Annotated in this window: 24 protein-coding genes; 11 read left to right on the forward strand and 13 right to left on the reverse strand. The window is 72.7% G+C overall.

The genetic code is table 11. The features are described 5' to 3' along the window. Window positions 1-172 precede the first annotated feature (172 nt). Window positions 173-856 carry an aggregation-promoting factor C-terminal-like domain-containing protein gene (locus ACFPGP_RS11730; RefSeq protein ID WP_378590282.1) on the forward strand — a complete coding sequence of 228 codons (684 nt, stop codon included), beginning with the start codon at window positions 173-175 and terminating at the stop codon, window positions 854-856. Between the two features lie 54 nt (window positions 857-910). After that, on the forward strand, window positions 911-1390 hold the full coding sequence (locus ACFPGP_RS11735) for a hypothetical protein (protein ID WP_378590284.1): 480 nt from the start codon (window positions 911-913) through the stop codon (window positions 1388-1390). Window positions 1391-1400: 10 nt separating this feature from the next. Here the strand turns inward: ACFPGP_RS11735 and ACFPGP_RS11740 are convergent, their stop codons facing one another. The 3 genes from ACFPGP_RS11740 to ACFPGP_RS11750 form a co-directional block, all read right to left on the reverse strand. Next, window positions 1401-2795, reverse strand: a complete 1395-nt coding sequence (locus ACFPGP_RS11740) for a class II fumarate hydratase (RefSeq protein WP_378590286.1) — start codon at window positions 2793-2795, stop codon at window positions 1401-1403. Next, window positions 2792-3475, reverse strand: a complete 684-nt coding sequence (locus ACFPGP_RS11745; protein WP_378590288.1) for a spermine/spermidine synthase domain-containing protein — start codon at window positions 3473-3475, stop codon at window positions 2792-2794. Before ACFPGP_RS11745 ends, ACFPGP_RS11740 begins: the two co-directional genes overlap by 4 nt. Window positions 3476-3668: 193 nt before the next feature. Further along, a complete protein-coding gene (locus tag ACFPGP_RS11750) occupies window positions 3669-3995 on the reverse strand; it encodes a hypothetical protein (protein ID WP_378590290.1) in 327 nt (108 codons plus the stop codon). A gap of 120 nt (window positions 3996-4115) precedes the next feature. Between ACFPGP_RS11750 and ACFPGP_RS11755 the strand changes: the two genes are divergently transcribed. Continuing rightward, window positions 4116-5033: a MerR family transcriptional regulator gene (locus tag ACFPGP_RS11755; RefSeq protein WP_378590292.1), complete on the forward strand. Its 918-nt coding sequence runs from the start codon at window positions 4116-4118 to the stop codon at window positions 5031-5033. Between the two features lie 34 nt (window positions 5034-5067). After that, window positions 5068-5979 carry a MerR family transcriptional regulator gene (locus tag ACFPGP_RS11760; RefSeq protein ID WP_378590294.1) on the forward strand — a complete coding sequence of 304 codons (912 nt, stop codon included), beginning with the start codon at window positions 5068-5070 and terminating at the stop codon, window positions 5977-5979. A gap of 194 nt (window positions 5980-6173) precedes the next feature. On the opposite strand, the gene ACFPGP_RS11765 is transcribed toward ACFPGP_RS11760, so the two are convergent. Further along, window positions 6174-7874: a fumarate hydratase gene (locus ACFPGP_RS11765; RefSeq protein WP_378590296.1), complete on the reverse strand. Its 1701-nt coding sequence runs from the start codon at window positions 7872-7874 to the stop codon at window positions 6174-6176. A 34-nt stretch (window positions 7875-7908) separates the two neighbouring features. Between ACFPGP_RS11765 and ACFPGP_RS11770 the strand changes: the two genes are divergently transcribed. After that, window positions 7909-8553, forward strand: coding sequence for a DUF1707 SHOCT-like domain-containing protein (locus ACFPGP_RS11770; protein WP_378590298.1), 645 nt, complete (start codon window positions 7909-7911; stop codon window positions 8551-8553). 12 nt (window positions 8554-8565) lie between these two features. On the opposite strand, the gene ACFPGP_RS11775 is transcribed toward ACFPGP_RS11770, so the two are convergent. After that, on the reverse strand, window positions 8566-9600 hold the full coding sequence (locus tag ACFPGP_RS11775; RefSeq protein ID WP_378590301.1) for a LacI family DNA-binding transcriptional regulator: 1035 nt from the start codon (window positions 9598-9600) through the stop codon (window positions 8566-8568). A 35-nt stretch (window positions 9601-9635) separates the two neighbouring features. Between ACFPGP_RS11775 and ACFPGP_RS11780 the strand changes: the two genes are divergently transcribed. Next, on the forward strand, window positions 9636-11042 hold the full coding sequence (locus tag ACFPGP_RS11780) for a GH1 family beta-glucosidase (protein WP_378590302.1): 1407 nt from the start codon (window positions 9636-9638) through the stop codon (window positions 11040-11042). Here the strand turns inward: ACFPGP_RS11780 and ACFPGP_RS11785 are convergent. From ACFPGP_RS11785 to ACFPGP_RS11795, 3 genes are all read right to left on the reverse strand, one after another. Beyond that, entirely contained in the window at window positions 11032-11991 is a 960-nt protein-coding gene (locus ACFPGP_RS11785) for a carbohydrate ABC transporter permease (RefSeq protein WP_378590304.1), read from the reverse strand. The genes ACFPGP_RS11780 and ACFPGP_RS11785 overlap by 11 nt on opposite strands. Beyond that, entirely contained in the window at window positions 11988-12953 is a 966-nt protein-coding gene (locus ACFPGP_RS11790; protein WP_378590306.1) for a carbohydrate ABC transporter permease, read from the reverse strand. Before ACFPGP_RS11790 ends, ACFPGP_RS11785 begins: the two co-directional genes overlap by 4 nt. Before the next feature lie 70 nt (window positions 12954-13023). Continuing rightward, window positions 13024-14403 (reverse strand): ABC transporter substrate-binding protein, encoded by a 1380-nt coding sequence (locus ACFPGP_RS11795; protein ID WP_378590308.1) that lies wholly within the window; start codon window positions 14401-14403, stop codon window positions 13024-13026. A 292-nt stretch (window positions 14404-14695) separates the two neighbouring features. Here ACFPGP_RS11795 and ACFPGP_RS11800 point away from each other — a divergent pair, with 292 nt between their 5' ends. Further along, the gene (locus ACFPGP_RS11800; protein WP_378590310.1) at window positions 14696-15787 is read left to right on the forward strand and encodes an ABC transporter ATP-binding protein; all 1092 of its coding nucleotides are present in this window, start codon (window positions 14696-14698) and stop codon (window positions 15785-15787) included. Between the two features lie 38 nt (window positions 15788-15825). Here the strand turns inward: ACFPGP_RS11800 and ACFPGP_RS11805 are convergent, their stop codons facing one another. Then, complete coding sequence (locus ACFPGP_RS11805) at window positions 15826-16770, reverse strand: alpha/beta fold hydrolase (RefSeq protein WP_378590312.1); 945 nt, start codon at window positions 16768-16770, stop codon at window positions 15826-15828. A gap of 171 nt (window positions 16771-16941) precedes the next feature. On the opposite strand from ACFPGP_RS11805, the gene ACFPGP_RS11810 reads away from it, so the two are divergent. After that, a complete protein-coding gene (locus tag ACFPGP_RS11810) occupies window positions 16942-17775 on the forward strand; it encodes an esterase/lipase family protein (RefSeq protein ID WP_378590314.1) in 834 nt (277 codons plus the stop codon). On the opposite strand, the gene glpX is transcribed toward ACFPGP_RS11810, so the two are convergent. Both glpX and ACFPGP_RS11820 read right to left on the reverse strand, forming a co-directional pair. Next, window positions 17740-18753 (reverse strand): class II fructose-bisphosphatase, encoded by a 1014-nt coding sequence (gene glpX, locus ACFPGP_RS11815; RefSeq protein ID WP_378590316.1) that lies wholly within the window; start codon window positions 18751-18753, stop codon window positions 17740-17742. The two genes, ACFPGP_RS11810 and glpX, sit on opposite strands and share 36 nt — an antisense overlap. A 46-nt stretch (window positions 18754-18799) precedes the next feature. Then, window positions 18800-20077: an SLC13 family permease gene (locus tag ACFPGP_RS11820; protein WP_378590319.1), complete on the reverse strand. Its 1278-nt coding sequence runs from the start codon at window positions 20075-20077 to the stop codon at window positions 18800-18802. Window positions 20078-20111: 34 nt separating this feature from the next. On the opposite strand from ACFPGP_RS11820, the gene ACFPGP_RS11825 reads away from it, so the two are divergent. Beyond that, a complete protein-coding gene (locus ACFPGP_RS11825; RefSeq protein ID WP_378590321.1) occupies window positions 20112-20669 on the forward strand; it encodes a DUF4245 domain-containing protein in 558 nt (185 codons plus the stop codon). A 16-nt stretch (window positions 20670-20685) separates the two neighbouring features. On the opposite strand, the gene ACFPGP_RS11830 is transcribed toward ACFPGP_RS11825, so the two are convergent. Together ACFPGP_RS11830 and xseA are read right to left on the reverse strand one after the other, a co-directional pair. Next, a complete protein-coding gene (locus ACFPGP_RS11830; RefSeq protein ID WP_378590323.1) occupies window positions 20686-20898 on the reverse strand; it encodes an exodeoxyribonuclease VII small subunit in 213 nt (70 codons plus the stop codon). Next, a complete protein-coding gene (xseA, locus tag ACFPGP_RS11835) occupies window positions 20891-22156 on the reverse strand; it encodes an exodeoxyribonuclease VII large subunit (RefSeq protein WP_378590325.1) in 1266 nt (421 codons plus the stop codon). The genes ACFPGP_RS11830 and xseA overlap by 8 nt, the downstream gene beginning before the upstream one ends. A 163-nt stretch (window positions 22157-22319) precedes the next feature. Between xseA and ACFPGP_RS11840 the strand changes: the two genes are divergently transcribed. Together ACFPGP_RS11840 and ACFPGP_RS11845 are read left to right on the forward strand one after the other, a co-directional pair. After that, complete coding sequence (locus ACFPGP_RS11840; RefSeq protein ID WP_378590327.1) at window positions 22320-23339, forward strand: 4-hydroxy-3-methylbut-2-enyl diphosphate reductase; 1020 nt, start codon at window positions 22320-22322, stop codon at window positions 23337-23339. 22 nt (window positions 23340-23361) lie between these two features. Then, window positions 23362-23982, forward strand: coding sequence for an L-threonylcarbamoyladenylate synthase (locus ACFPGP_RS11845; RefSeq protein ID WP_378590329.1), 621 nt, complete (start codon window positions 23362-23364; stop codon window positions 23980-23982). The last annotated feature ends 3 nt before the right edge of the window (window positions 23983-23985 follow it).

Consider the following 23985-nt stretch of genomic DNA (forward strand, 5'->3'; position numbering starts at 1 on the left):
ACGGGCCGGGTCACGGAGGTCGACGCAGGCAGGCCGGACCGGTCGCCCGTGCGAGATCCAGAGCAGGACCCCCGAGCAGATCCCTCCGGACCCGTCAGGAGCCCCGCAGGACCGAGTACGACATCCCGGGAGACCCCCGTGCTGTCCGTCCCCGACCCCCGAGAACCCCCGTATGCCACCTTCTGCGAACAAGTACGTCCCCAAGCACCGCGGCCCGTCGGCCGCCCACGTCGCCCGGAGCGCCCCGAAGAAGGTGTTGCGCTCCACGGTGCTCTTCTCCTCCGTGGCCGTCGCGGCCACGGCCGGCGTGGTCTCCACCGGCGTGGCCGCCAGCCCGATGTCGATCAGCAACGCCGCCGAGGAGACCGCCCAGGGCCTCACCGGCCAGGTGACCGGTGTCGAGGGTGCGGTCTCCGACGCCGAGCTGGCCGACCGCGTCGAGCGCGCCTCGGGCGTCTCGCGCTCCGACCAGCGCGAGGCGACCGACCCGGCCAAGGAGGAGGCGCTCGCGCCGTCCGAGAGCCGGGCGGTCACCCGCACCGAGGACCTCTCCTCGGCCGACCCGCGCGACATCGGGCGCGCGCTGCTGCCGGAGTTCGGCTTCGCCGAGTCCGAGTTCGGCTGCCTCGACGCGCTCTACATGAGCGAGAGCGGCTGGCGCGTGGACGCCGACAACCCGACCTCCTCGGCGTACGGCATCCCGCAGGCCCTACCCGGCGAGAAGATGGCCTCGGCCGGTGCCGACTGGGCGACCAACCCGGTCACCCAGATCCGCTGGGGCCTCGGCTACATCCAGGACAGCTACGGCTCGCCGTGCAGCGCCTGGGCGTTCAAGCAGAGCAACGGCTGGTACTGAGAGCTCCCGCCGGGTTCACCCACCAGCCGGTGTCGTGCGTGCCATGCTGCGCCGGTGACGACGCCGCGCCGCCGCCCCCGGGTCCCGTGGGCGGCCCTCGTGGTCCTCGCTCCGGCGCTGGTCGCGTGCGGTGTGGACGACGCGCTGCGGACCACCGAGGAGTGCCCCTCGTTCGACGACGTCCGCGACCGGACGAGCACCGATGGCCTCCACGTCGCACCGGAGCACCCCGAGCCCGGAGGCCCCTTGACCGTGGGACGCACCGATGACCTCGCCGTGCATCCCGGCCCGCTCTGGCTCTACGGCGACGCGGATGCCGGGTGCCGGGTCTACGTCCTGATGCCGGGAGGCGACGGCCCGCCCTGGCAGGACGTGACCGGCGAGGACGATGTCGCGCTCCTCCTCGTGGAGGGTTCGCGGGCCACCGCCGCGTCCTACACGGTGCCCGACGTCGCGGACGCAGGGACCTACCTGCTCTGCGGACTCACCGACGAGGTCGGGGAGGAGCAGCGCTGCCGCCTCCTGACGCTGTAGGAGCGGCTGGCTAGGGGTGGGTCATGCCCTCCAGGTCGAGGGCCGCGTCGAGCTCCGCCTCGGTGATCTCCCCGCGCTCGACGTAGCCGAGCGCGACGACGGTGTCGCGGATGGTCGCGCCGTCGGCGAGCGCCTGCTTGGCGATCCTCGCCGCGGCCTCGTAGCCGAGGTGGCGGTTGAGCGGCGTGACCACCGACGGGGAGGACGCGGCGTAGGCGCGCATCCGCTCGGCGTCGCCGGTGATGCCGTCGACGCAGCGCTCGGCGAGCACGGTGGTCGACGTCGACAGCAGCCGCACCGACTCGAGCAGGTTGCGGGCCATCACCGGCATCATCACGTTGAGCTCGAAGTTGCCGGCGGCCCCCGCCCAGGCGACCGTGGCGTCGTTGCCCACGACCTGCGCGCACACCATGAGCGTCGCCTCCGGGAGCACCGGGTTGACCTTGCCGGGCATGATGCTCGAGCCCGGCTGGAGGTCGGGGAGGTGGATCTCGGCGAGGCCGGTCGTGGGGCCGCTGGCCATCCAGCGCAGGTCGTTGCAGATCTTGGTCAGGCCGACCGCGACCGTGCGCAGCACGCCGCTCAGCTCGACCAGCGAGTCGCGGGTGCCCTGGGCCTCGAAGTGGTCGCGGGCCTCGGTGAAGGGCTGACCCGTGAGCTCCGCCAGCCGGGCGATCACACGGGCGGCGAAGCCCTCCGGGGTGTTGATGCCGGTGCCGACGGCGGTGCCCCCCAGTGGCAGCTCACGCACCCGCGGGAGCACCGACTCGAGCCGCTCGCGCGCCAGCCGCAGGGTCGCGGCGTACCCGCCGAGCTCCTGGCCGAGAGTCACGGGCGTGGCGTCCATGAGGTGGGTGCGCCCGGACTTCACCAGGCCGGAGAACTCCTCGGCCTTGGCCGCCAGGCTGCGCTCGAGGGTGCCCAGCGCCGGGAGCAGGTCGTCGGTGACGGCCAGGGCGGCCGCCACGTGGATCGACGTCGGGAAGGTGTCGTTGCTCGACTGGCTGGCGTTGACGTGGTCGTTGGGGTGCACCTCGGTGCCCGCGGCCGTGGCCAGCGAGGCGAGCACCTCGTTCATGTTCATGTTGGAGCTGGTGCCCGAGCCGGTCTGGAAGACGTCGACCGGGAATTGGTCGCGGTGCCGCCCGTCGGCCACCTCGCGGGCGGCCGCCGCGATCGCGGCGGCCTGCTGGGGGTCGAGGACGCCGAGCTCGCCGTTCACCTCGGCCGCCGCGGCCTTCACGAGCGCCAGCGCCCTCACGTGGGCGGGCTCGAGCGTGGTGCCGCTGATCGGGAAGTTCTCGAAGGCCCGCTGGGTCTGCGCCCGCCACAGCGCGGCGGCGGGCACCTGCACCTCCCCGAGGGAGTCGTGCTCGGTGCGGGTCTCCTGCGGCTCCTCGCTCATCCGGCCGAGGCTACCCGGGCCAGGTGCAGCCAGTACTGCTCGTCGCGCTCCTGGAGGCGCACGTCGTGGGCCACCGTCTCGGAGCCGCCGAACACCTCGGTCAGGGCCCGCTCGAGGTCCCGCGATGCCTCGGCCGACCACACGACGAGGACGCCGCCGGGCCGCAGCGACCGTTGCACCTCGCGCAGGAACGGCGCGCGGTAGAGCGCCTCGTTGGTCGCGTGGACGAGCTGCTCGGGGCCGTTGTCGACGTCGAGCAGCACGAGGTCGTACGACGCGTCGGGGGCCTCGGCGACGGCGTCGGCGACGTCCGCGACCACCAGGCGGGCGCGCTCGTCGGCGAGCAGCGCGGGGCCGTGGGGGATCGTGCCGTCACGCATCCACTCGGCCAGGACCGGCTCGATCTCGATCACCGAGCAGCGCTCGACGCGGGAGTCGGCCAGCACCTGGTGCATCGTGAAGCCCAGCCCCAGTCCGCCGACGAGCACCTCGCGCGGCTGCTCGACCACCGCCAGTGCGGCGTCGGCGAGCGCCAGCTCGGTGCTGGTCTCGACGGTGTCCATGACGAACACGCCGTTGGCCCGCAGCTCCAGCGCGCCGGGGGCGCCGTCCTCGCGGCGCTCGCGCAGCACCAGCTCGCCGCGCTCGGTCTCGGCCCGCGCCACCTCGACGTACTCCATGGGGTCTTGGTACCCGGTCGGCGCCGGTGGAGACAAACACGTCCGCCGTTCGGCGCCGACAGACCGGGCGCGGACGCGTCGAGCGACTTCGGGGCTGACGCGCCCGCGCCCGGCGCGGGCGGCTGTCGGTGGTGGGGGGGATCCGCCGACGGCCGGTCTCGAGGGGGGTCGTGCCTCGAGGGTCCTCAGGTGCTCAGCACCAGGGGTAGACGAACAGGCTGTTGTCACCGGCCCGGTGGTCGGCGAGCAGCACGCTCAGCGGAACCGGGTCCGGGACGCCGGAGATGTCGGCGCCGGGTCGCACGGTCACGCCCACCTCGGGGGAGGTGGCAAGGCTGAGCGGCAGACCGCTCTTGGCCACGGTCGGGAGCAGGCCGGCGTCCTTGAGCACGGCGATGCCGGCGCGCATGCAGCTCGTGTCGGGCGCCGCCGAGGCGGGGGCAGCCGGGGCGATCAGCGCGGTCGCGGCCAGGGTCGAGAGACCGGCGAGGGCGAGGGCGGGTCGGGCGAGGTGTGGCATGGGGTCCTCCTGCATCGGGATGTCCAACGTTTGTCCGACGTTGCCGAGTCTGCCGCAACAGCGACATGTTGTCCATACTTTGTCGCATGTTTGTCCAAGGAATGTCCTAGGATGGGTCCCATGTCGAGCGAGCCGGCCGCCCCGGGCTACACGGTCAAGCACGTCGCGGCGCTCACCGGTCTGAGCCCCGACACCGTGCGGATGTGGGAGCGCCGCTATGCCGTCGTCAGCCCGAGCCGGAGCGCGAGCGGCTACCGGGTGTACGACGAGGCAGCGGTGCAGCGCCTCACCGCGATGCGGGCCCTCGTCGACGGCGGGTGCCCGCCCCGCGAGGCCGCCGCCCGCGTCACCTCGGGCACCACGCTCGGGCCCGTGCCCGCCGCGGGGTCTCCCGACCCGGCCGCGGGCGACGTGCCGGCCGCCCCCGCCCCGGGGGCCCTGACCCAGGCGGCCCGCGCCCTCGACGCCGCCGCGCTCGACGCCGTGCTCGACCAGGCCTTCGCAGCCGGGCCCTTCGAGGAGGTCGTCGACGACTGGCTGATGCCGCAGCTGGCGCTCCTCGGCACGGCCTGGCGGGCCGGGGAGGTGTCGGTCGGCGGCGAGCACTTCGTCAGCGCGGCCGTGCAGCGGCGGGTCGCGGCCGCCTACGAGGCCGCGGTCGTGCTCCCAGGTGCGCCGCGGGTGCTCGTGGGCCTGGCGCGCGGGTCGCGGCACGAGATCGGCGTGCTCGTCTTCGCCGCCGCCCTGCGACGGGCCGGGGTGGGCGTCGTCTACCTCGGTGCCGACGTGCCTCCCGAGAGCTGGGTGGTGCTTGTCTCCGGCGGTCCGGTCGCGGCCGTGGTGCTGGGCGTCCCGACGCCGGAGGACGAGCCGGCCGCCCGCGAGACGCTGGCAGCGCTCGGCGCGGCGTACCCCCGCCTGCGTCTCTGCGTCGGCGGAGGTCGCCAGGACCAGCTCGCCGACCTGGGGAGCGCGCTCGGGCACCGGATCACGGACGCCGTGCCCGAGCTGACCCGGATCCTGTTCCCCTCGTCCTGACGGCCGGGCCGCCCGACCGCTCTAGGCTGACGGCATGGCGGCTTCCACCTCGGGGGCGACGGTCGGCCACTCGGTCCGGCAGGTCGCGGCGCTCACGGGCATCCCGCCCGACACGCTGCGGGCCTGGGAGCGGCGCTACGGAGTGGTGACGCCCGGTCGCAGCGCCAGCGGCTACCGGGTGTACGACGACGCGGCAGTGCGCCGCCTGGCCGCGATGCGGGCGCTGGTCGAGGCCGGGTGCCCGCCGCGCGAGGCCGCCCAGCGGGTGTCGTCGGGCACCACCGTCGGCCCGGTGACCGACAGTGCCGACGGGGCCCGGGCAGCCGGCGCGCGGGGCCCCGGTGGCGAGCTGGCGGGCCTGGCGACCGGTGTCGACGTCGCGGCGCTCGGCTCGGTCCTCGACGCGGCCTTCGCGGCGCCCTTCGAGGAGGTCGTCGACGACTGGCTGATGCCCGAGCTCGAACGGCTGGGCGAGGCGTGGGCCGCCGGCCGGGTGCCGGTGGGGGGCGAGCACTTCGTCAGCGCCGCGGTGCAGCGCCGCGTCTCCGGCGTGCTGGAGACGGCGCAGGTGCCCCCGGGCGCGCCGCGGGTGGTCGTGGGCCTGGCCGGCGGTTGTCGTCACGAGCTGGGCGTGCTCAGCTTCGCCGCCCTGCTGCGCCGGCGGGGCGTCGACGCGATCTATCTCGCCGGCGACCTGCCGCCGGAGAGCTGGGTCGTCACGGTCCCCGGCCCGTCCGTCGCCGCGGTCGTGCTGGGGGTGCCGATGGCCGAGGACGCGCCGGCCACGCGGGAGGCCCTCGCCGCGCTGGCCGCGGCGTACCCCGGTCTGCCGCTCCACGCCGGTGGTCGGCACCAGGACGCAGTCGCCGACCTCGCCCACCCGCTCGGGCACCACCTGGCCACCGCCGCACGCGAGCTGGTCGCGAGCCTGCACGCCACGCCCTGACGGCGCCGCGCCGGGGCTGCCGGTCAGGGGCGGGCGCCGCCAGAAGTGCGGTCGACACGCCCGACCCGCGGGCGGGCATGCATGGGTCCCGACGCAACGGGCACGGGACGGGCTGACGGGGGTCGAACCGGGTGCCGGGCGGGCGGTCGACGGGGGCGGCGCCCGCCCGGCACCCCCCGGCCGGGGGTACCCGGCTACTCGGCCGAGCGCACCCGGATCCCGCTCAGCGGCACCGTGACCGCGCCCGACGGGTCGGTGAAGAAGTCGTTGCCCTTGTCGTCGACCACGATGAAGGCCGGGAAGTCCTCGACCTCGATCTTCCACACCGCCTCCATGCCGAGCTCGGGGTACTCGAGCACCTCGACCGATCGGATGCAGTCCTGCGCGAGCCGCGCAGCCGGGCCGCCGATGGAGCCGAGGTAGAAGCCGCCGTGCGCGGCGCACGCCTCGGTCACCTGCTTGCTGCGGTTGCCCTTGGCCAGCATCACCATCGAGCCGCCCGCGGCCTGGAACTGCTCGACGTAGGAGTCCATGCGTCCGGCGGTGGTCGGCCCGAAGGAGCCCGACGCCATGCCCTCGGGGGTCTTCGCCGGCCCGGCGTAGTAGACCGGGTGGTCCCGGAGGTACGACGGCATCGGCTCACCCGCGTCGAGCCGCTCCTTGATCTTGGCGTGCGCGATGTCGCGCGCGACCACGAGCGGGCCGGTCAGCGACAACCGCGTCTTCACCGGGTGTCGCGTGAGCTCGGCCAGGATCTCCTCCATCGGCCGGGTCAGGTCGATCCGCACCACGTCACCCGACTCCGCGAGGTGCTGCGTCTCGGTGTCGGGCAGGTAGTGGGCCGGGTCGGTCTCGAGCTGCTCGAGGAAGACGCCGTCGGCAGTGATCTTGCCGAGCGCCTGCCGGTCGGCCGAGCACGAGACGGCGATCGCGACCGGGCACGACGCGCCGTGCCGCGGCAGCCGCACCACGCGCACGTCGTGGCAGAAGTACTTCCCGCCGAACTGCGCGCCGATCCCGAAGCCCTGGGTCAGCTCGAAGACCTGCTGCTCGAGCTCGAGGTCGCGGAAGCCGTGCGCGTCCATCGACCCCGCGGTCGGCAGGTGGTCGAGGTAGTGCGCCGAGGCGAGCTTGGCCGTCTTGAGCGCGTACTCCGCCGAGGTGCCGCCGATGACCACGGCGAGGTGGTACGGCGGGCAGGCGGCGGTGCCGAGCGAGCGGATCTTCTCGTCGAGGAAGGTCAGCATCCGCTGGGGGTTCAGGACGGCCTTGGTCTCCTGGTAGAGGAACGACTTGTTGGCCGAGCCGCCACCCTTGGCCATGAAGAGGAACTTGTACTCCGGCTTCCCGGAGGTCTGCGGGGTCGAGTAGATCTCGACCTGGGCCGGCAGGTTGGTGCCGGTGTTCTTCTCCTCGTAGGTCGTCAGCGGCGCGAGCTGGCTGTAGCGCAGGTTGAGCTTCGTGTACGCGTCGTACACGCCGCGGCTGACGGCCTCGGCGTCGTCGGCGCCGGTGAGCACGCCCTCGGACTTCTTGCCCATCACGATCGCGGTGCCGGTGTCCTGGCACATCGGCAGCACGCCGCCGGCGGAGATGTTGACGTTCTTCAGCAGGTCGAGCGCGACGAAGCGGTCGTTGCCCGACGACTCGGGGTCGTCGATGATCCGCCGCAGCTGCGCGAGGTGCGCGGGCCGCAGGTAGTGCGCGATGTCGTGCATCGCCTCGGCGGTGAGCCGCTGGATCGCCTCGGGCGCGACCCGCAGGAAGGTCTGCCCGTCGGCCTCGAACGTCGAGACCCCCTCGGTGGTGACCAGGCGGTACGACGTGTCGTCGGCGCCGAGGGGGAGCAGGTCGGAGTAGCGGAAGTCGGGTCCCGCGTCGTTCGCGTCAGCCACGCCAGAAGGCTAGTGCCGCGGCTACCCTGAGCCCATGGAGGGGCCACTCGAACGCCGCCCGGAGCCCGGTCCGGACCTGATCCGCGTCTCCGACGCGGACCGCTTCCGGGTCGCCGAGGTGCTGCGCGAGGCGGCCGGCGAGGGCCGCCTCGACCTCGACGAGCTCGACCAGCGGCTGGAGGCGGCGTACGCCGCGAAGACCTACGCCGACCTGGTGCCGCTGACCGCCGACCTGCCGGTGACCGGCGCGGCGCAGGCGCCGGTGCCGCGGCCGGCCGGCCCGCCCGTGCCCCTGCCGACGCACGACCGGACGATCGCCGTGATGAGCGGCAGCCAACGCGTGGGCCCGTGGTCGGTCGGCGCGACGCACACCGCGGTCGCCGTGATGGGCGGCATCACCCTCGACCTGCGCGAGGCGCGCCTGACCGCGCCGGAGACCGTGATCACCGCGAACGCCTTCATGGGCGGGATCGAGGTCATCGTCGGCCCCGGCGTGCACCTCGTCGTCGAGGGGTCGGGCTTCATGGGCGGCTTCGAACACGCCCGCGACAAGGTCGCCGCCGACCTGCGCCCCGACTCGCCCGTGGTCCGGGTGCGCGGGTTCGCGGTGATGGCCGGCGTCACCGTCCAGCGACGTCGCGTCCGCCCACCCTCCGGCGACCTCGCCCTCGAGGACTGAGACGGTTCGGCGTCAGGGGCGCGGGGGAGGAGGGGCGGTGGAGGTCCGCACGACGAGGTGGGCGTCCACCAGCAGCTGCGGGGTCTCGGGCTGCTGGCCCGCGAGCAGCCCGATCACCATCTCGCCGGCGGCGCGGGCCTGGTCCACGACGTGCTGGTCGATGGTGGTGATGCCGAACAGCATCCCGAGGTCGTGGCCGTCGACGCCGATCAGCGAGACGTCCTCGGGCACCCGCAGCCCGCGCTCGAGCAGGGCGTGGCGGGCGCTGACCGCGATGTCGTCGGAGTAGCAGAAGATCGCGGTCGGCGGGTCGTCGAGCTCGAGGAGCTCGCGCACGCCCTCGACGCCCGCCCGCACGCCGTACGGCCCGGTGACGATGAGGCCGGGTTCGGGGCCGAGCCCGTGGGCGGCCATGGCGGCGATGTAGCCCTCGCGGCGGTGCCGGTCGCTGGCGTAGCCGGCACCCTCGGTGTCGCTGGTGCGGATCATCCCGATCCGGGTGTGGCCGAGCCCGATCAGGTGCTCGGTCGCCACCCGGCCGATGTCCACGTCGTCGACGGCGACCGAGGGGAAGTCGCGCAGCCGGGAGCCGGCAACCACGACCTCCACGCCCATCAGGTCGAGGCGCTCCTCCTCCTCGACCGACATCGGCAGCGCCACGAGGTAGACCGCGTCGACCTTGCGCCGGGCCGGCAGCTCGCGGAAGAAACGGGTGCGCGCGTGCCGGTCGCCGACCTGGTAGAGCAGCACGTCGAGGTCGGCCGCGCGGAGCGTGGTCTGCGCCGTGGCCAGCATGGTCGAGGAGAACCAGCTGTCGAGGCGGGGGAGCACCACGGCGACCCGCCGGGTCGCGCCGCGCAGCGCGGATGCGGCCGGCGAGACGACGTAGTCGAGCTCCTCGACGATGCCGAGCACCCGGTCGCGGGTGCCGGGGCTGACGCCCGGCAGGCCGCGTACGGCGCGGGACACGGTGGCGATGGAGACCCCGGCTCGCCGGGCGACGTCCTCCATGTTCACGGGCGGACGCGGCACGTGGACGTCGTTCATCGCGCACCTCGCCCGGGCCTGCCTAGGGTGGGCCCATGGCCAGCGACAACACCGACCAGCCGCTCGTCCTCGGGGTGGCCACCGCCTCTTACCAGATCGAGGGCGCCGTCGACGAGGACGGCCGCGGCACCTCCGTCTGGGACACCTTCACCGCCCTGCCCGGCCACGTCAGGAACGGCGACGACGGGTCGCTCGCCTGCGACTCCTACCACCGCGTCGACGACGACGTGCGGCTCGTCCGGGAGCTCGGCGCCGACTGCTACCGGTTCTCGATCGCCTGGCCGCGGGTGCTGCCCGAGGGCCGCGGCCGGGTCGAGCAGCGCGGCCTCGACTACTACGACCGCCTCGTCGACGCGCTCGCCGCGGCGGGGGTCGAGCCGGCGGCCACGCTCTACCACTGGGACCTGCCCCAGCCCCTCGAGGACGCCGGCGGCTGGCCCGAGCGGGCGACCGCCGAGGCGTTCGTGGAGTACGCCGGGGTGGTGCACGCGCGCCTCGGCGACCGGGTGCGGCTCTGGGCGACCCACAACGAGCCGTGGTGCGCGGCGTACCTCGGCTACGCCGCCGGCGTCCACGCGCCGGGCCGGCGCGAGGGCGGTGCGGCGCACAAGGCCGCGCACCACCTGATGCTCGGCCACGCCTGGGCGCGCGAGGCGCTGCCCGGCCGCGACGCCGGCCAGGCCGTGGGCATCGTGCTCAACCTCGCCCCGATCTGGCCCGAGGACGACGCCAGCCGCGAGCTCGCCGACCGGATCGACGCGACCCGCAACCGGGTCTGGCTCGACCCCCTCGTCGACGGGGCGTACGACGACCGCCTGCTCGCCGTGGCCCCCGAGCTCGCCGACACCTCCGTCGTACGCGACGGCGACCTGGCGTCCATCCACGGCTCGGCGGACTGGCTCGGCATCAACTACTACACGCCGGTCCGCCCCCGGCTCGGCGGCGACGGACCGCCCCACCCCGAGCAGGGCGCCTACCCCGGCGTCGAGGGGCTCGACCTCGTGGTCCGCGAGCCCCGGACCGACATCGGGTGGGAGGTCGAGGCGCGCGGCCTCGAGGAGCTGCTGGTCGACACGCACCGGCGTACCGGCCTCCCCCTGCTGATCACCGAGAACGGCGCGGCGTACGCCGACGAGCGCGTCGTCGACGGGCCGCACGGCCGGATGGTCGACGACCAGGACCGCATCGACTACCTGCGCGACCACCTCGTCGCCGTCGACCGCGCGCGGGCGGCCGGCGCCGACGTGCGCGGCTACCTGGTGTGGACCCTGCTCGACAACTTCGAGTGGGCCGAGGGCTACGCCAAGAAGTTCGGCCTGGTCCACGTCGACCGCTCCTCTCCCGACCTGACGCGGACGCCCAAGGCGTCGTACCACTGGCTGAGGGAGCAGTGGGCGGCGCCCGCCCGACAGGCCGGCGCCGCCCACCTGCTCATCCCTTGACGCTGCCCGCGAGCAGGCCGCGGACGAAGTAGCGCTGCAGGGACAGGAACACGACCAGCGGGATCACGAGCGAGACGAACGCACCGGCGGAGAGCAGGTGCCAGTCCTCGCCGCGCTGGCCGGCCAGGGCCGCGAGGCGCACCGTGAGTGGTGACACCTCGGGGTTGCCGCCCGCGAACACCAGCGCCACGAGCAGGTCGTTCCAGACCCACAGGAACTGGAAGATCGCGAACGCGGCGATGGCGGGTGCCATCAGCGGCAGCATGATCTTCATGAAGGTCTGCACGTGCCCGGCCCCGTCGACGCGCGCCGACTCCATCAGCTCACCGGGGATCTCCCGCATGAAGTTGTGGAGCAGGAAGATCGCCAGCGGCAGGGCGAAGATCGTGTGCGAGAGCCACACGGTGTAGAAACCGCCACCTGGCGCGTCGTTGCCCGCCAACGGCTGCAGGTTGAACGGCGGGGAGACGTAGAACTTCAGCAGCGGGATCATCGTGATCTGGATCGGGACGATCTGCAGGGCGAACACCGAGATGAACAGGATGTTGCGCCCGCGGAACGGGATCCAGGCAAAGGCGTAGGCCGCCATCACCGCGAGGCTGATCGGGATCAGCACCGAGGGGATGGTGATCACGATCGAGTTGATCAGGTACGACGAGAAGTCGAGGTCGGCCCCGTTGATCACCTGGTCGTAGCTGTTGAGCGTCCACTGCCCGTCGCCGAACGCCGTCCACCACCCGGTCGTCTTGACCTGCTCCTCCGGTCGGAACGACGTGATGAGGAGCCCGAAGGTGGGCAGCGTCCAGAGCGCGGCGATCACCAGTGCGGCGACCGACGCCCAGCGGTTGGAGAGGGCGTTCTTGGCGACCTCGGAGTTCGACTTGCGCGGCTTCCGGCTGGTGTCCTCGACCTTCTCCTCAGCCCAGGTCGCGGTGTTGCTGCTGCTCATCGTGCCTCCAGTCGTCGCATCTGACGGACGTTGTAGACGACGATCGGCGTCACCAGGACGAAGATCAGCGTCGCCAGGGCAGCGCCGAGCCCGAAGTTGAACGAGCGGAAGCTCTGCACGTAGAACTCGTAGGCCAGGACGCTGGTGCCGAAGTTTCCGCCGGTGGCCGTCCGCACGATGTCGAAGACCTTCAGCGTCGTGATGCTGATCGTGGTGAGCACGACGATCAGCGAGGGCCGGATGCTCGGCACCGTGATGTACCGGAACATCTTGAGGCCGTTGACGCCGTCGAGGCGGGCGGCCTCGATGATGTCGTCGGGGATCGCCTTGATGGCCGCCGAGAGCACGGTCATCGCGAAGCCCGACTGCACCCAGATCATGATCACGATCAGGAAGATCGTGTTCCACGGCTCCGTGAGCAGGAACCGGTAGGTGTCGAGCCCCACGCCCTTGAGGATGGCGTTGAGGATGCCGATCTGCTCCTGGTCGGTGCCCTTGTAGTCGTACACGAACTTCCAGATGATCGAGGCGCCCACCAGCGAGATCGCCATCGGCAGGAAGATCAGGGCCTTGGCGACCTTCTCGAACCGCGCCCGGTCGACGAGCACGGCGTACACGAGGCCGACACCCGTGGCGAAGAGCGGGGTCAGGATGACCCAGATCGCGGTGTTGCGGAGGACCTTGAGCTGGTTCTCGTCGGTGAAGATCTGCTGGTAGTTGTCGAAGCCCACGAAGCCCGAGCCACTGGGGCCCATGAAGGACTGGTAGACGGTCTTGATGGCCGGGTAGAGCAAGCCGAACCCGATCAGGAGGATCGCGGGGCCGACGAAGGCGACGGCCTGGATGCGCTCCCCGTTGCGCGAGCGGAGCCGCGCCGTGAGCAGGAGGATGACGGCCACCACGGCGAAGAACAGCAGCACCGCGATGACCATCTGGATGAGCTTGTCGGTCGTCGTCATCATGTGAGGACCCCTTGGGTGGTGGTGGACGACGGGGCGCCCGGAGATGTTCCGGACGCCCCGTCGTCGCTGCTCAGTTGCTCGGCCAGGAGCTCTCGATGTTGTCGAGCGTGGTCTGCGTGTCCTGACCCGTGATCCACTTGGTCATCTCGGTCCAGAAGGAGCCGGCGCCCACGGCACCCGGCATCTGGTCGGAACCGTCGAAGCGGAAGACGGCGTCGGGGTCCTGCAGGATCTCCGCTGACAGCTTGTCGATCGGGCTGTTGAGGTTGGCGATGTCGAGCCCGGTGTTCGCGCTCACCCACCCGCCGTTCGGCGTGGCCTTGGCCTTCTCGTTGGCCCAGACGTCGCTGGACAGGTAGGTCTGGAAGGCCTGGACCTCCGGAGCGTCGCGGAACGCCGCCACGAACTCGCCGCCGCCGAGGACCGGCTTGCCGAACTCCTCACTGGTGACGGGCAGGTAGAAGGCGAAGACGTCGCCGTTCTCCGAGACGTCGGTGCCCTCGGGCCACTGGGCCGCGTAGAACGAGGCCTGGCGGTGCAGGGCGCAGTCACCGTCGAGGATCGGCAGACCACCCTCCTGGAATGCGGTGGTGGCGATCGACTTGACGTCGCCGATGCCGCCGTTCACGTAGTCCTCGTTCTTGAGGATGTTCCCGACCTGGTCGAGCGAGTCGACGACGACCTGGTCGTTGAACGGGATCTCGTGGTTGACCCACTGGTCGTAGACGTCGGGCCCGGCGTTGCGGAGAATCACGTCCTCGAGCCAGTCGGTGGTGGGCCAGCCGGTGCCGTCACCGGACTCGATGCCGGCGCACCACGGCTTGATGCCGCTCTGGGCGATCTTGTCGGAGAGGGCGATCATGTCGTCCCACGTCTCCGGGACCTCCCAGCCGTTCTCCTGGAACATCTTCGGGGAGTACCAGACGAACGACTTCACGTTCGCACCCAGCGGCGCGGCGTAGAAGGTGTCGTCGACCGTGCCGTAGGTCTTCCAGTCCTCGCCGAACCACTCGTCGACGTTGTCCGACACGGCCTGCGGCGGCTCGACGACCTTGCCGGTGTCCTGGACCAGGGTCTGCAGGAGGCCGGGCTGGGGCACGTAGGCGACGTCGGGGGCGTTGCCGCCCTGGACGCGGACGACGAGCTGGGCCTCGAACTCCGAGGAGCCCTCGTAGTTGACCGTCGCGCCGGTGCAGTCCTCGAAGACCTTGTAGGAGGCCTTCTGGGCGGCGTCCTCGGGCGCGATGATCGAGGTGTAGACGCTGACCTCCTTGCCGGTCAGGTCGCCGAACTGCTCGAGCTGCTGGCACTCGGGCTGGCCCGCGCCCGGCGCGGTGCCGCTGACTTCGCCGCCCCCGTCGCTGTCGTCGGCGCAGCCGGCGAGGCCGAGCCCGGCCACCGCCAGGACGGTGAGCGCCGCGGCTCCCCGTCGGGTCCGAATTGATCTCATGGGCGCATTCCCTCTCGTGTCTGCGGCCCGAGATGACCCGGGGCCGCCCCGGTGGCTACCTGATGACGGCGAGCGGTGTGACTGCCGTCACGGTGTTGCAAACGTTTACGCAAACGTCAGTGCGCCGTCAAGGTGGCGCGGGGTCACGAATGGGTAACGAGACGGCGGGCTGGTCAACCGGCCCTGAAGTGCGGCAGAGTGCCCGGGTGTGAGCACGGTCACGCCGTGGTCACACCTTCCTTTCACGACGGATCGTCCGGCACGTACCTGCCGGTGAAGGAGCTGTTCAGTCATGGCAACAGTGAGGTTCGAGAAGGCCCAGCGCTGGTACCCCGGGGCCGACAAGCCCGCCGTACCCGGCATCGACCTGGAGATCGGCGACGGAGAGTTCATGGTCCTCGTCGGGCCCTCCGGCTGCGGCAAGTCCACCACCCTGCGGATGCTCGCCGGGCTGGAGGAGGTCAACGAGGGCAAGATCTTCATCGGTGACCGCGAGGTCACGCACATCCCGCCCAAGGACCGCGACATCGCGATGGTCTTCCAGAACTACGCGCTCTACCCCCACATGAGCGTGGGCGAGAACATGGCGTTCTCGCTGAAGATGGCCAAGGTCAAGGAGGACGAGCGCAAGAAGCGCGTCGCCGAGGCCGCGAAGATCCTCGGACTGACCGAGTACCTCGAGCGCAAGCCCAAGGCCCTGTCCGGTGGTCAGCGCCAGCGCGTGGCGATGGGTCGCGCGATCGTGCGCAACCCGCAGGTCTTCTGCATGGACGAGCCGCTGTCCAACCTCGACGCGAAGATGCGCGTGCAGACGCGCACCGACATCGCCAAGCTCCAGGCCGACCTCGGCGTCACCACGGTCTACGTCACCCACGACCAGATCGAGGCGATGACGATGGGCGACCGGGTCGCGGTCATGAAGGACGGCATCCTCCAGCAGGTCGACACCCCGCTGAAGCTCTACGACAAGCCGATCAACCTCTTCGTCGCCGGCTTCATCGGCTCGCCGCAGATGAACCTGCTCGAGGCCACCGCCAAGGACGGCCAGGCCCAGATCGGCCAGTACCTCGTGCCGGTCGACCCGACCTCGTCCAAGCAGCTCGGCGACCAGCACGCCCGCATCACCGTCGGGGTGCGACCCGAGGCCTGGCGCGTGGTCACCGAGGCCGAGGGTGGCCTGCCGGTCCGCGTGACCGTGGTCGAGGAGCTCGGCGCCGACGCCTTCGTCTACGGCACCAGCGGCATCGAGGGCGCGCCCAACAACATCATCGTCCGGGTCTCCGGGCGCGACCACGTGCACAAGGGCGAGACCCTGTACGTGACCACCGATCCGCGCGACGTCCACGTGTTCGACACCGACACCGGGGAGCGCCTGAGCGACTGAGCGACCCCCACGCTGACCCGCCGTTAGTTAACGGCGGGTCAGCGTGATGTCTGCCCGGGGCTGTGGACAGACGCGCGGTCGGCGGTCCGCCGGATGGCGTCGGCGAAAGTGCCGAAGAGCTGGGGTGGCAGGTCGTGGCCCATCCCCTCGATGACGAGCAGCTCGGCGCCCGGGACGGCCCGGGCGGTGGCGCGCCCGCCCGAGACGTGGACCATCTTGTCCGCGGCGCCGTGCACCACCAGCGTGGGCACCCTGACCGCGCGCAGGCGGGCACCACGGTCGGGCTGGGTCAGCACCGCGACCATCTGCCGGATCACGCCGCTGCGGCTCACGCCGCGCTCCCAGGTCTCGACCGCCCGGGCCGTGACCGCGCCCTCGGGCTGGGGGTAGCCGGGGGAGCCGATCAGCTTCCACACCGCCTCGCTGCCGGCGACGTACTCGTCGCGCCCCGGGCCGCGCGACCGCAGCAGTGCGGGCAGCAGCGCCGGGTGCTGCCAGCCGACCGTGCGCTTCCCGGTCGTCGACATGATGCTGGTGAGCGACCGGACCCGGTCGGGGTGCTCGATGGCCAGGGTCTGCACGATCATCCCGCCCATGGAGACGCCCACGATGTGCGCGGCGTCGATGCCGAGGTGGTCGAGCAGCCCGACGGCGTCGCGGGCCAGGTCGCTCATCGAGTACGCCGCGCGGACCGGCGCGCCGGCGAAGGCCCGGACCAGCGTCGACCGGCCGATCCGGGCCGAGCCCCGCGAGGAGCGCCCGGTGTCGCGGTTGTCGTAGCGGACGACGTAGAACCCGTGGCCGGCCAGCAGTTCGCAGAAGGCGGGGTCCCACCAGGTCATCGGCCCGCCGAGGCCCATCACGAGGAGCAGCGGGTCGTCGCCCGGGTCGCCGAAGGTCTGGTAGCACAGCTCGATGTCGGCGCTGACGGGGGCGAAGAGCTCCTCGGACGCCGCGACGGCGTGCTCGGCGGGTTCCTGCATGTCCCCATCCTCCCTCACCGGGACCGGCGCCGGGCCGGCTCCCCGACCTCCGGTCCGGGCGCCTCCGGTCCGGACCACAGCAGATCAGCGGCAGATCACCGCACCATCAATTCGGGGCAGATCGGCGCGGGAGCCGGGCGGGGACGAGCCGATCTGTCGTACCTTCGGGGGATGAGCGGGACCCTGGGTTCCTTCCTGTTGCCGGACGGGTTCGAACGGCCGAGGATGCACGCCGTCCTCCGGGAGGGCAGCCTCGTGCCCGAGGCGGGGCGCTACGTCGTCCGGCGGCTCGACGAGCGCAAGGAACGCCGTGAGACGGCCTGGGCCGGGCGGGTGGCCCCGCGCCACCACGACCCGGTGGTGCTGGTCCCGGGGTTCCTCGCCGGCGACGGCACGCTGCGGCTGATGGCGCGCTCGCTGCGCGACGAGGGCTTCCGCACCTACCGCTCCCTGATCCGGGCCAACGTCGGCTGCACGCTCAACGCCGCCGCCCAGCTCGAGATGCGGCTCGAGTCGATCGCGCAGCGCCGCGGCACCCGGGTGCAGGTGGTGGGGCACAGCCTCGGCGGCATGCTCGCCCGCGGGCTCGCCGTACGCCGCCCCGACCTGATCTCGGGCATCGTCACCATGGGCAGCCCGATGCTCGCGCCGGGTGCCCACCACGTCTCACTCACCCGCAGCGTCGACCTGCTGGTGCGACTGAGCCGGGCCGGCCTGCCGGGCCTGATGTCGGAGGAGTGCGTGGCCGGGGTGTGCGCGCGCGAGAGCTTCGACGAGAGCCAGCAGCCGGTGCCCGCGGGCGTCGCCTTCACCGCGATCTACAGCAAGCGCGACGGCATCGTGGACTGGCGGGCCTGCGTGGACCCCCAGGGCGAGAAGGTCGAGGTCACGACCTCGCACGTCGGGATGGCGATCGACCCCCGCGTGATCGACCACGTCGCCACCGCGCTGGCGCGGCAGCGCACGCAGTCACTTGTCGAAGTCGATCGCAGCGAAACCGCGTAGCTTGCTCAGCTGGTGCTCCGAGGTGATGGAGCGGATGGTGCCGCTGCGCGCCCGCATCACCAGCGAGTGGGTGGTGCAGCCGCCGGCGCGGTAGCGCACGCCGCGCATCAGCTCGCCGTCGGTGATGCCGGTGGCCACGAAGAAGCAGTCCTCGCCCGAGACCAGGTCGTCGGTGTCGAGCACGAAGTCCGGGTCGAGGTTGTGCCCGGCCGCCAGCGCGCGCTCGCGCTCCGCGTCGTCGACCGGGGCGAGCTGGCCCTGGATCGTGCCGCCGAGCGACTTCATCGCGCAGGCGGCGATGATGCCCTCGGGGGTGCCGCCGGTGCCGAGCAGCAGGTCGATGCCGGTGTCGGAGCGGGCCGCCATGATCGCGCCGGCCACGTCGCCGTCGGTGATGAACTTGATCCGGGCTCCGGTCGCCCGGATCTCCTCGGCGAGCTGCTCGTGCCGGGGCCGGTCGAGCAGCACCACGGTCACGTCCGCCGGGCGCGAGCCCTTGGCCTTGGCGACCTGGTGGATGTTCTCGGCGACCGGGTAGCGGATGTCGACCACGCTGGCCGCCTCCGGACCCGTGACCAGCTTGCGCATGTAGAAGACCGCGGAGGGGTCGAACATCGCCCCGCGCGGGGCGACCGCCAGCACCGCGATCGCGTTGCTCATGCCCTTGGCCGTCAACGTCGTGCCGTCGATGGGGTCGACCGCGACGTCGCACTCGGGGCCGGTGCCGTCGCCGACCTGCTCGCCGTTGTAGAGCATCGGGGCGTTGTCCTTCTCGCCCTCGCCGATCACCACGGTGCCGTTCATGCTGACGGTGGAGATCATCACGCGCATCGCGTTGACCGCGACGCCGTCGGCGCCGTTCTTGTCGCCGCGGCCGACCCAGCGCCCCGCGGCCATGGCCGCTGCCTCGGTCACCCGGACCAGCTCCATGGCGAGGTTGCGGTCGGCGGGCGGGGTGTTCAGCTCACTGGGAGGCATGCGGTGATGGTAACGGTCACGGAGCCGTTCCCTGCCGATCGTCCGGTCAGGCCGTCAGTGCCAGCATCCCGACCGCGGCGACCACCGCCAGCGGCGTGGCGACCAGCGAGAGCCGGTGGAAGTCGGCGAGTCCGGGATCCTGCCCCTGTCGCACGAGCGACCGGCGCCAGAGCAGGTTGGCCAGCGAGCCGGTGTAGGTGAGCCCGGCGCCGACGTTGAGCCCGACCAGGGCGGCCAGGACGGCTGTCGTGCCGAGGGGGGCGACGAGCGGGACGAGGAGCAGCGTGGCCGAGAGGTTGGTCAGCAGGTTGGCGAGCACGGTCGCGAGCACCGCCACACCGAGCAGCGCGGCGAACGACGTGGCGGACGACGGCAGCAGGTCGCGCACCTCCCCGACCATGGCGCCCTCGGAGACCGCCTCCACCACGATGCCCAGGCACAGGACGAACAGCGCGAACGCCGGGTGGGCGGCGTGCAGCGCCCGGTGGGGCCCGCCGTACCCCCGGCGCCACGCCCAGAGCACCAGCACCACGGCGGTGACCCCGGCCACCCATGCCGGCTCGACGCCGAACGGCGAGAGCGCCGCGAAGCCGACCAGCATCAGCGCCAGCGCGGTCACGGGTACGACGGGCAGCCGGCCGGGCGTGGGTCGCGGTGCGCGGCTGGCCGGGACGGCGAGGTCCGCACGGTGCAGCACGCGCAGCACGACGTACTCCACGACCAGCACGGCGGCGAGCACCGGCGCCATCGCCCGGGCGAACCCGGCAAAGGTCAGGTCGAGGTAGGGCATCGCCAGCAGCGTGGTCAGGTTGGAGACCGGCAGCAGCAGCGAGGCGGAGTTGGCCATCCGCACGCAGGCCTGCGCGCCGGGCCGGGTGGGCACCCCCAGGGCGACGGCGGCCCCGACGACGACCGGCGCGAGCAGCACCACGGTCGCGTCGAGGCTGAGCACCGTGGTCACCAGCGCCGCGAGCAGGAAGACGCCGGTGAGCAGGCGGACCGGCCGGCCCCGGCTCGCGCGGACGACCCGGTCCGCGGCCGCGGTGAAGACCCCGGCGCGGGCGCACACGTCGGCCACCACGAGGATCGCGCAGAGGAAGGCGACGACGGGTGCCAGCCCCCCCAGCACGTCGATCACCTCGCCGGTGTCGAGGACGCCCGTGGCGAGCACCACGGCGGCCGCGAGCAGCCCGACCGCCGCCTCGACCCGGGCCCGCGGGTGCCGGTAGGCGGTCACCAGCAGGGCCAGCAGCGCGAGCGCCGGGACCAGCCCGTCGACCGCGGGCGCGAGCGCGACCAGCGGCGCGGGAGACGGGGTCGGCACAGCGACGTTCCTACCCCACTGGAAAACTGGGCGCGTGAGTGAGCAGGCGGGGCGCTACCAGCGCAGCTTCGGCGGGCTGATCGGGGCGATGGTCGTGATCCTGCTGGCCATCGGCGCGTTCGTCGCGTTCCGGGCGGTCAACCGCGACGTGCCGGACGGTGGCCCGGACCCCATCGACTACCTCGAGCAGGTCGGCTACGCCCAGGAGGCCGACCTCGACGTCGTCTACCCGTCGTCGCTGCCCGAGGGGTGGTACGCCACCAGCGTCACCCTCGGCCAGGAGACACCGCCGGCGTGGGGGATCGGGATGCTCACGGACACCGGCTCGTTCGTCGGGATCCGCCAGGAGCAGGACGACGTCGAGGACCTGCTCGCGACGTACGTCGACGAGGAGCACGTCGACGAGGCCCCGGCGATCACGGTCGAGGGCTCGATCGCGCCGGAGTGGCAGGGCTGGACCGACGACGGCGGCGACCGGGCGTACGCCGCCGAGGTCGACGGCGAGACCGTGCTGGTCTACGGCTCGGCGTCGGAGGACGACCTGCGGACGGTGGTCGAGCGGCTGACCACCGAGCCCGTGCCGAACGACTGACGAGCCGGCGGCGGGGTCACTCCTCGTCGTCGTCGTCGCCCGCCATGGCGGCGTCGAGCCGCTCGCGGGCGCCGTCGAGCCAGCCCTGGCAGATCGCGGCGAGCTCCTCGCCGCGCTCCCAGAGCGCGAGCGACTCCTCGAGCGTGGTGCCGCCGGCCTCGAGGCGGCGGACGACGTCCACCAGCTCCTCGCGCGCCTGCTCGTAGGGGATCGGTGCCTGCTCAGCCATCGGGCTCCTCGTCGGGGGAGGGGGTCTCGGTCGTGGTGTCGAGGCGCTCGACGCCGGTGGTGGTGGCCAGGACGCGGCCGTCGGCGACGCGCACGCGGACGTCGGTGCCCGCGGGGACGTCGGCGACGCTGGAGAGCACGGCGCCGGCGTCGTCCTGCAGCACGGCGTAGCCGCGGCGCAGGGTCTCGAGCGGGGAGAGTGCCCGCGCGCGGGCCCGGTGGTGGCCGATCTCGTCGGCGGCGCGCTCGAGCCGGTGGTGCAGGCTGCGGCGGGCGCGGTGGCGCAGGTCGTGCACCTCGTCGGCCCGGGCGTCGACCAGCCAGCGCGGGTCGGCCAGCGCCGGGCGCGAACGGAGCTGGTCGAGGGCGCGCTGCTCGCGCTCGACCCAGCCACCGACAGCGGCGCGCAGGCGGTCGCGGGCGGCGGAGACGCGCTGCCGCTCCTCGGCGACGTCGGGGACGACGAGCTTGGCGGCGTCGGTCGGGGTGGAGGCGCGGACGTCGGCGACGAGGTCGAGCAGCGGGGTGTCGGGCTCGTGGCCGATCGCCGAGACCACCGGGGTGCGCACGGCGTGCACCGCGCGGACCAGCCCCTCGTCGGAGAACGGGAGGAGGTCCTCGACCGACCCGCCGCCGCGCGCCACGACGATGACGTCGACGCCCGGGTCGCGGTCGAGGCGCTCGACGGCCTCGATCACCTCCAGCGCCGCCCGGGTGCCCTGCATCGCGGCGTACCGCACCTCGAAGCGCACCGCGGGCCAGCGGCGGCGGGCGTTCTCGAGGACGTCGCGCTCGGCGGCCGAGCCGTGGGCGGTGACCAGCCCCACCGTGCCGGGGAGGAACGGCAGCGGTCGCTTGAGCTCGGCGGCGAACAGCCCCTCGGCGGCCAGCAGCTGGCGGCGGCGCTCGAGGCGGGCCAGCAGCTCACCGAGGCCGACCATGCGGATCTCGCGCGCGGCCAGGGACAGCGTGCCGCGGTTGGCGTAGTAGGACGGCTTGGCGTGCACCACGACGCTCGCACCCTCGACCAGCGGCGGGTTGAGCCCGTCGAAGTAGGTGCGCGCGCAGGTGACCGGCACCGAGATGTCGGCGACCGCGTCGCGCAGGGTCAGGAACACCGTGGCCATGCCCGGCCGCCGGCTCACCTGGGCGACCTGGCCCTCGACCCAGATCGCCCCCAGCCGGTCGATCCAGCCCGAGATGGCGTTGGCGACCTGCCGGACCGGCGCGGGCGCCTCGGGGCTGGTCTGCATCGCCATGCGCCGACCCTAGGGGACCGCGCCGACGGGGTGTGACCGGTAGTCCCCGACGAGTTGGCCCCCCCTACTGGCGGGTAGGGGGGCCAACTCGTCGGGGACTACTGCCCGGGCCCGCTCCGCGCCGGTTCGGAGGCACGACCCCTCCGCTCCTAGACTGGCGGGCATGTCGACCGATCTGGGCAACCCGCTGGTGCTCTCGCCCGAGGAGGCGGAGCGGGCCGTGCTGCTCGCCGCGCCGCGGGGCTACTGCGCGGGGGTGGACCGGGCGGTGGTGACCGTGGAGCAGGCGCTCGACCTGTACGGCGCGCCGGTCTACGTGCGCAAGCAGATCGTGCACAACAAGCACGTGGTGGCCGACCTCGAGGCCCGCGGGGCCGTCTTCGTCGAGGAGCTCGACGAGGTGCCGGAGGGCCAGACCGTGGTGTTCTCCGCCCACGGGGTCTCGCCGGCGGTGCACGCGCAGGCCGAGGAGCGCGGGCTCAAGACCATCGACGCGACCTGCCCGCTGGTGACCAAGGTCCACCACGAGGCCAAGCGGTTCGCCGGTGAGGACTACGACATCCTGCTGATCGGCCACGAGGGCCACGAGGAGGTCGAGGGCACCGCCGGCGAGGCACCCGAGCACATCCAGCTCGTGCAGGGCCCCGAGGACGTCGCGGACATCGTGGTCCGCGACCCCGCGAAGGTCGCCTGGCTCTCGCAGACCACCCTGTCGGTCGACGAGACGCTCGAGACGGTCGCCGCGATCCGCGAACGCTTCCCGCAGCTGCTCGACCCCCCGAGCGACGACATCTGCTACGCCACCCAGAACCGCCAGCTCGCGGTCAAGGAGATCGCCCGCGACGCCGACCTCGTGATCGTCGTCGGGTCGGGGAACTCCTCGAACTCGGTCCGCCTGGTCGAGGTCGCCCTCGAGGCCGGCGCCGGCGCGGCGTACCGCGTGGACGACGCCTCCGAGATCGACGAGGCCTGGCTCGAGGGGGTCCGCACCGTGAGCGTGACCTCCGGTGCGAGCGTGCCCGAGGCGCTCGTGCAGGGCGTGCTGTCGTTCCTCGCCGAGCGGGGCTACCCCGACGCCCGGGCCGTGCACAGCGCCGAGGAGTCGCTGATCTTCGCGCTCCCCAAGGAGCTGCGCCGCGACCTCAAGGCGGCCGCCGCCGGCACCGGCCCCGACGGTCGCTGACCCGCCCGAGCCGACGCACCCCGTGGCCCGCTACCTCGACCTCCACCCCGACAACCCGCAGCCTCGCGGGCTGGCCCAGCTCGTCGACGCGCTGCGCGACGACGCGCTGATCGCCTACCCGACCGACTCGGGCTACGCGCTCGGCTGCCGGGTGGGCAACCGCGAGGGCCGCGAGCGGATCCTGCGCATCCGCGGCCTCGACGAGCGGCACCACTTCACGCTGGTCTGCGCCGACTTCGCCCAGCTCGGCCAGCTCGCGCACGTCGACAACGCGGCGTTCCGGGCGATCCGCGCCGCGACGCCGGGGCCCTACACGTTCATCCTCCCGGCGACCCCCGAGGTGCCGCGCCGCCTGCTCCACCCCAAGAAGCGCACCGTGGGTGTCCGGATCCCCGACCACACGTTCGTCCAGGCGCTGCTCGCCGAGCTCGGCGAGCCGCTGCTGTCGAGCACCCTGATCCTCCCCGGCGAGGAGGAGGCCCGGACGTCGGGCTGGGAGATCAAGGAGGAGCTCGACCACGTGGTCGACATCGTGGTCGAGGCCGGGGAGACCAGCGCGACGCCGACCACGGTCGTTGACTGGTCGCAGGGCGCGCCCGAGGTGCTGCGGTACGGCGCGGGGGACCCCACCCGCTTCGAGTGAGTC

The sequence above is a fragment of the Nocardioides taihuensis genome (assembly GCF_042657275.1).
GTDB lineage: Bacteria > Actinomycetota > Actinomycetes > Propionibacteriales > Nocardioidaceae > Nocardioides > Nocardioides taihuensis.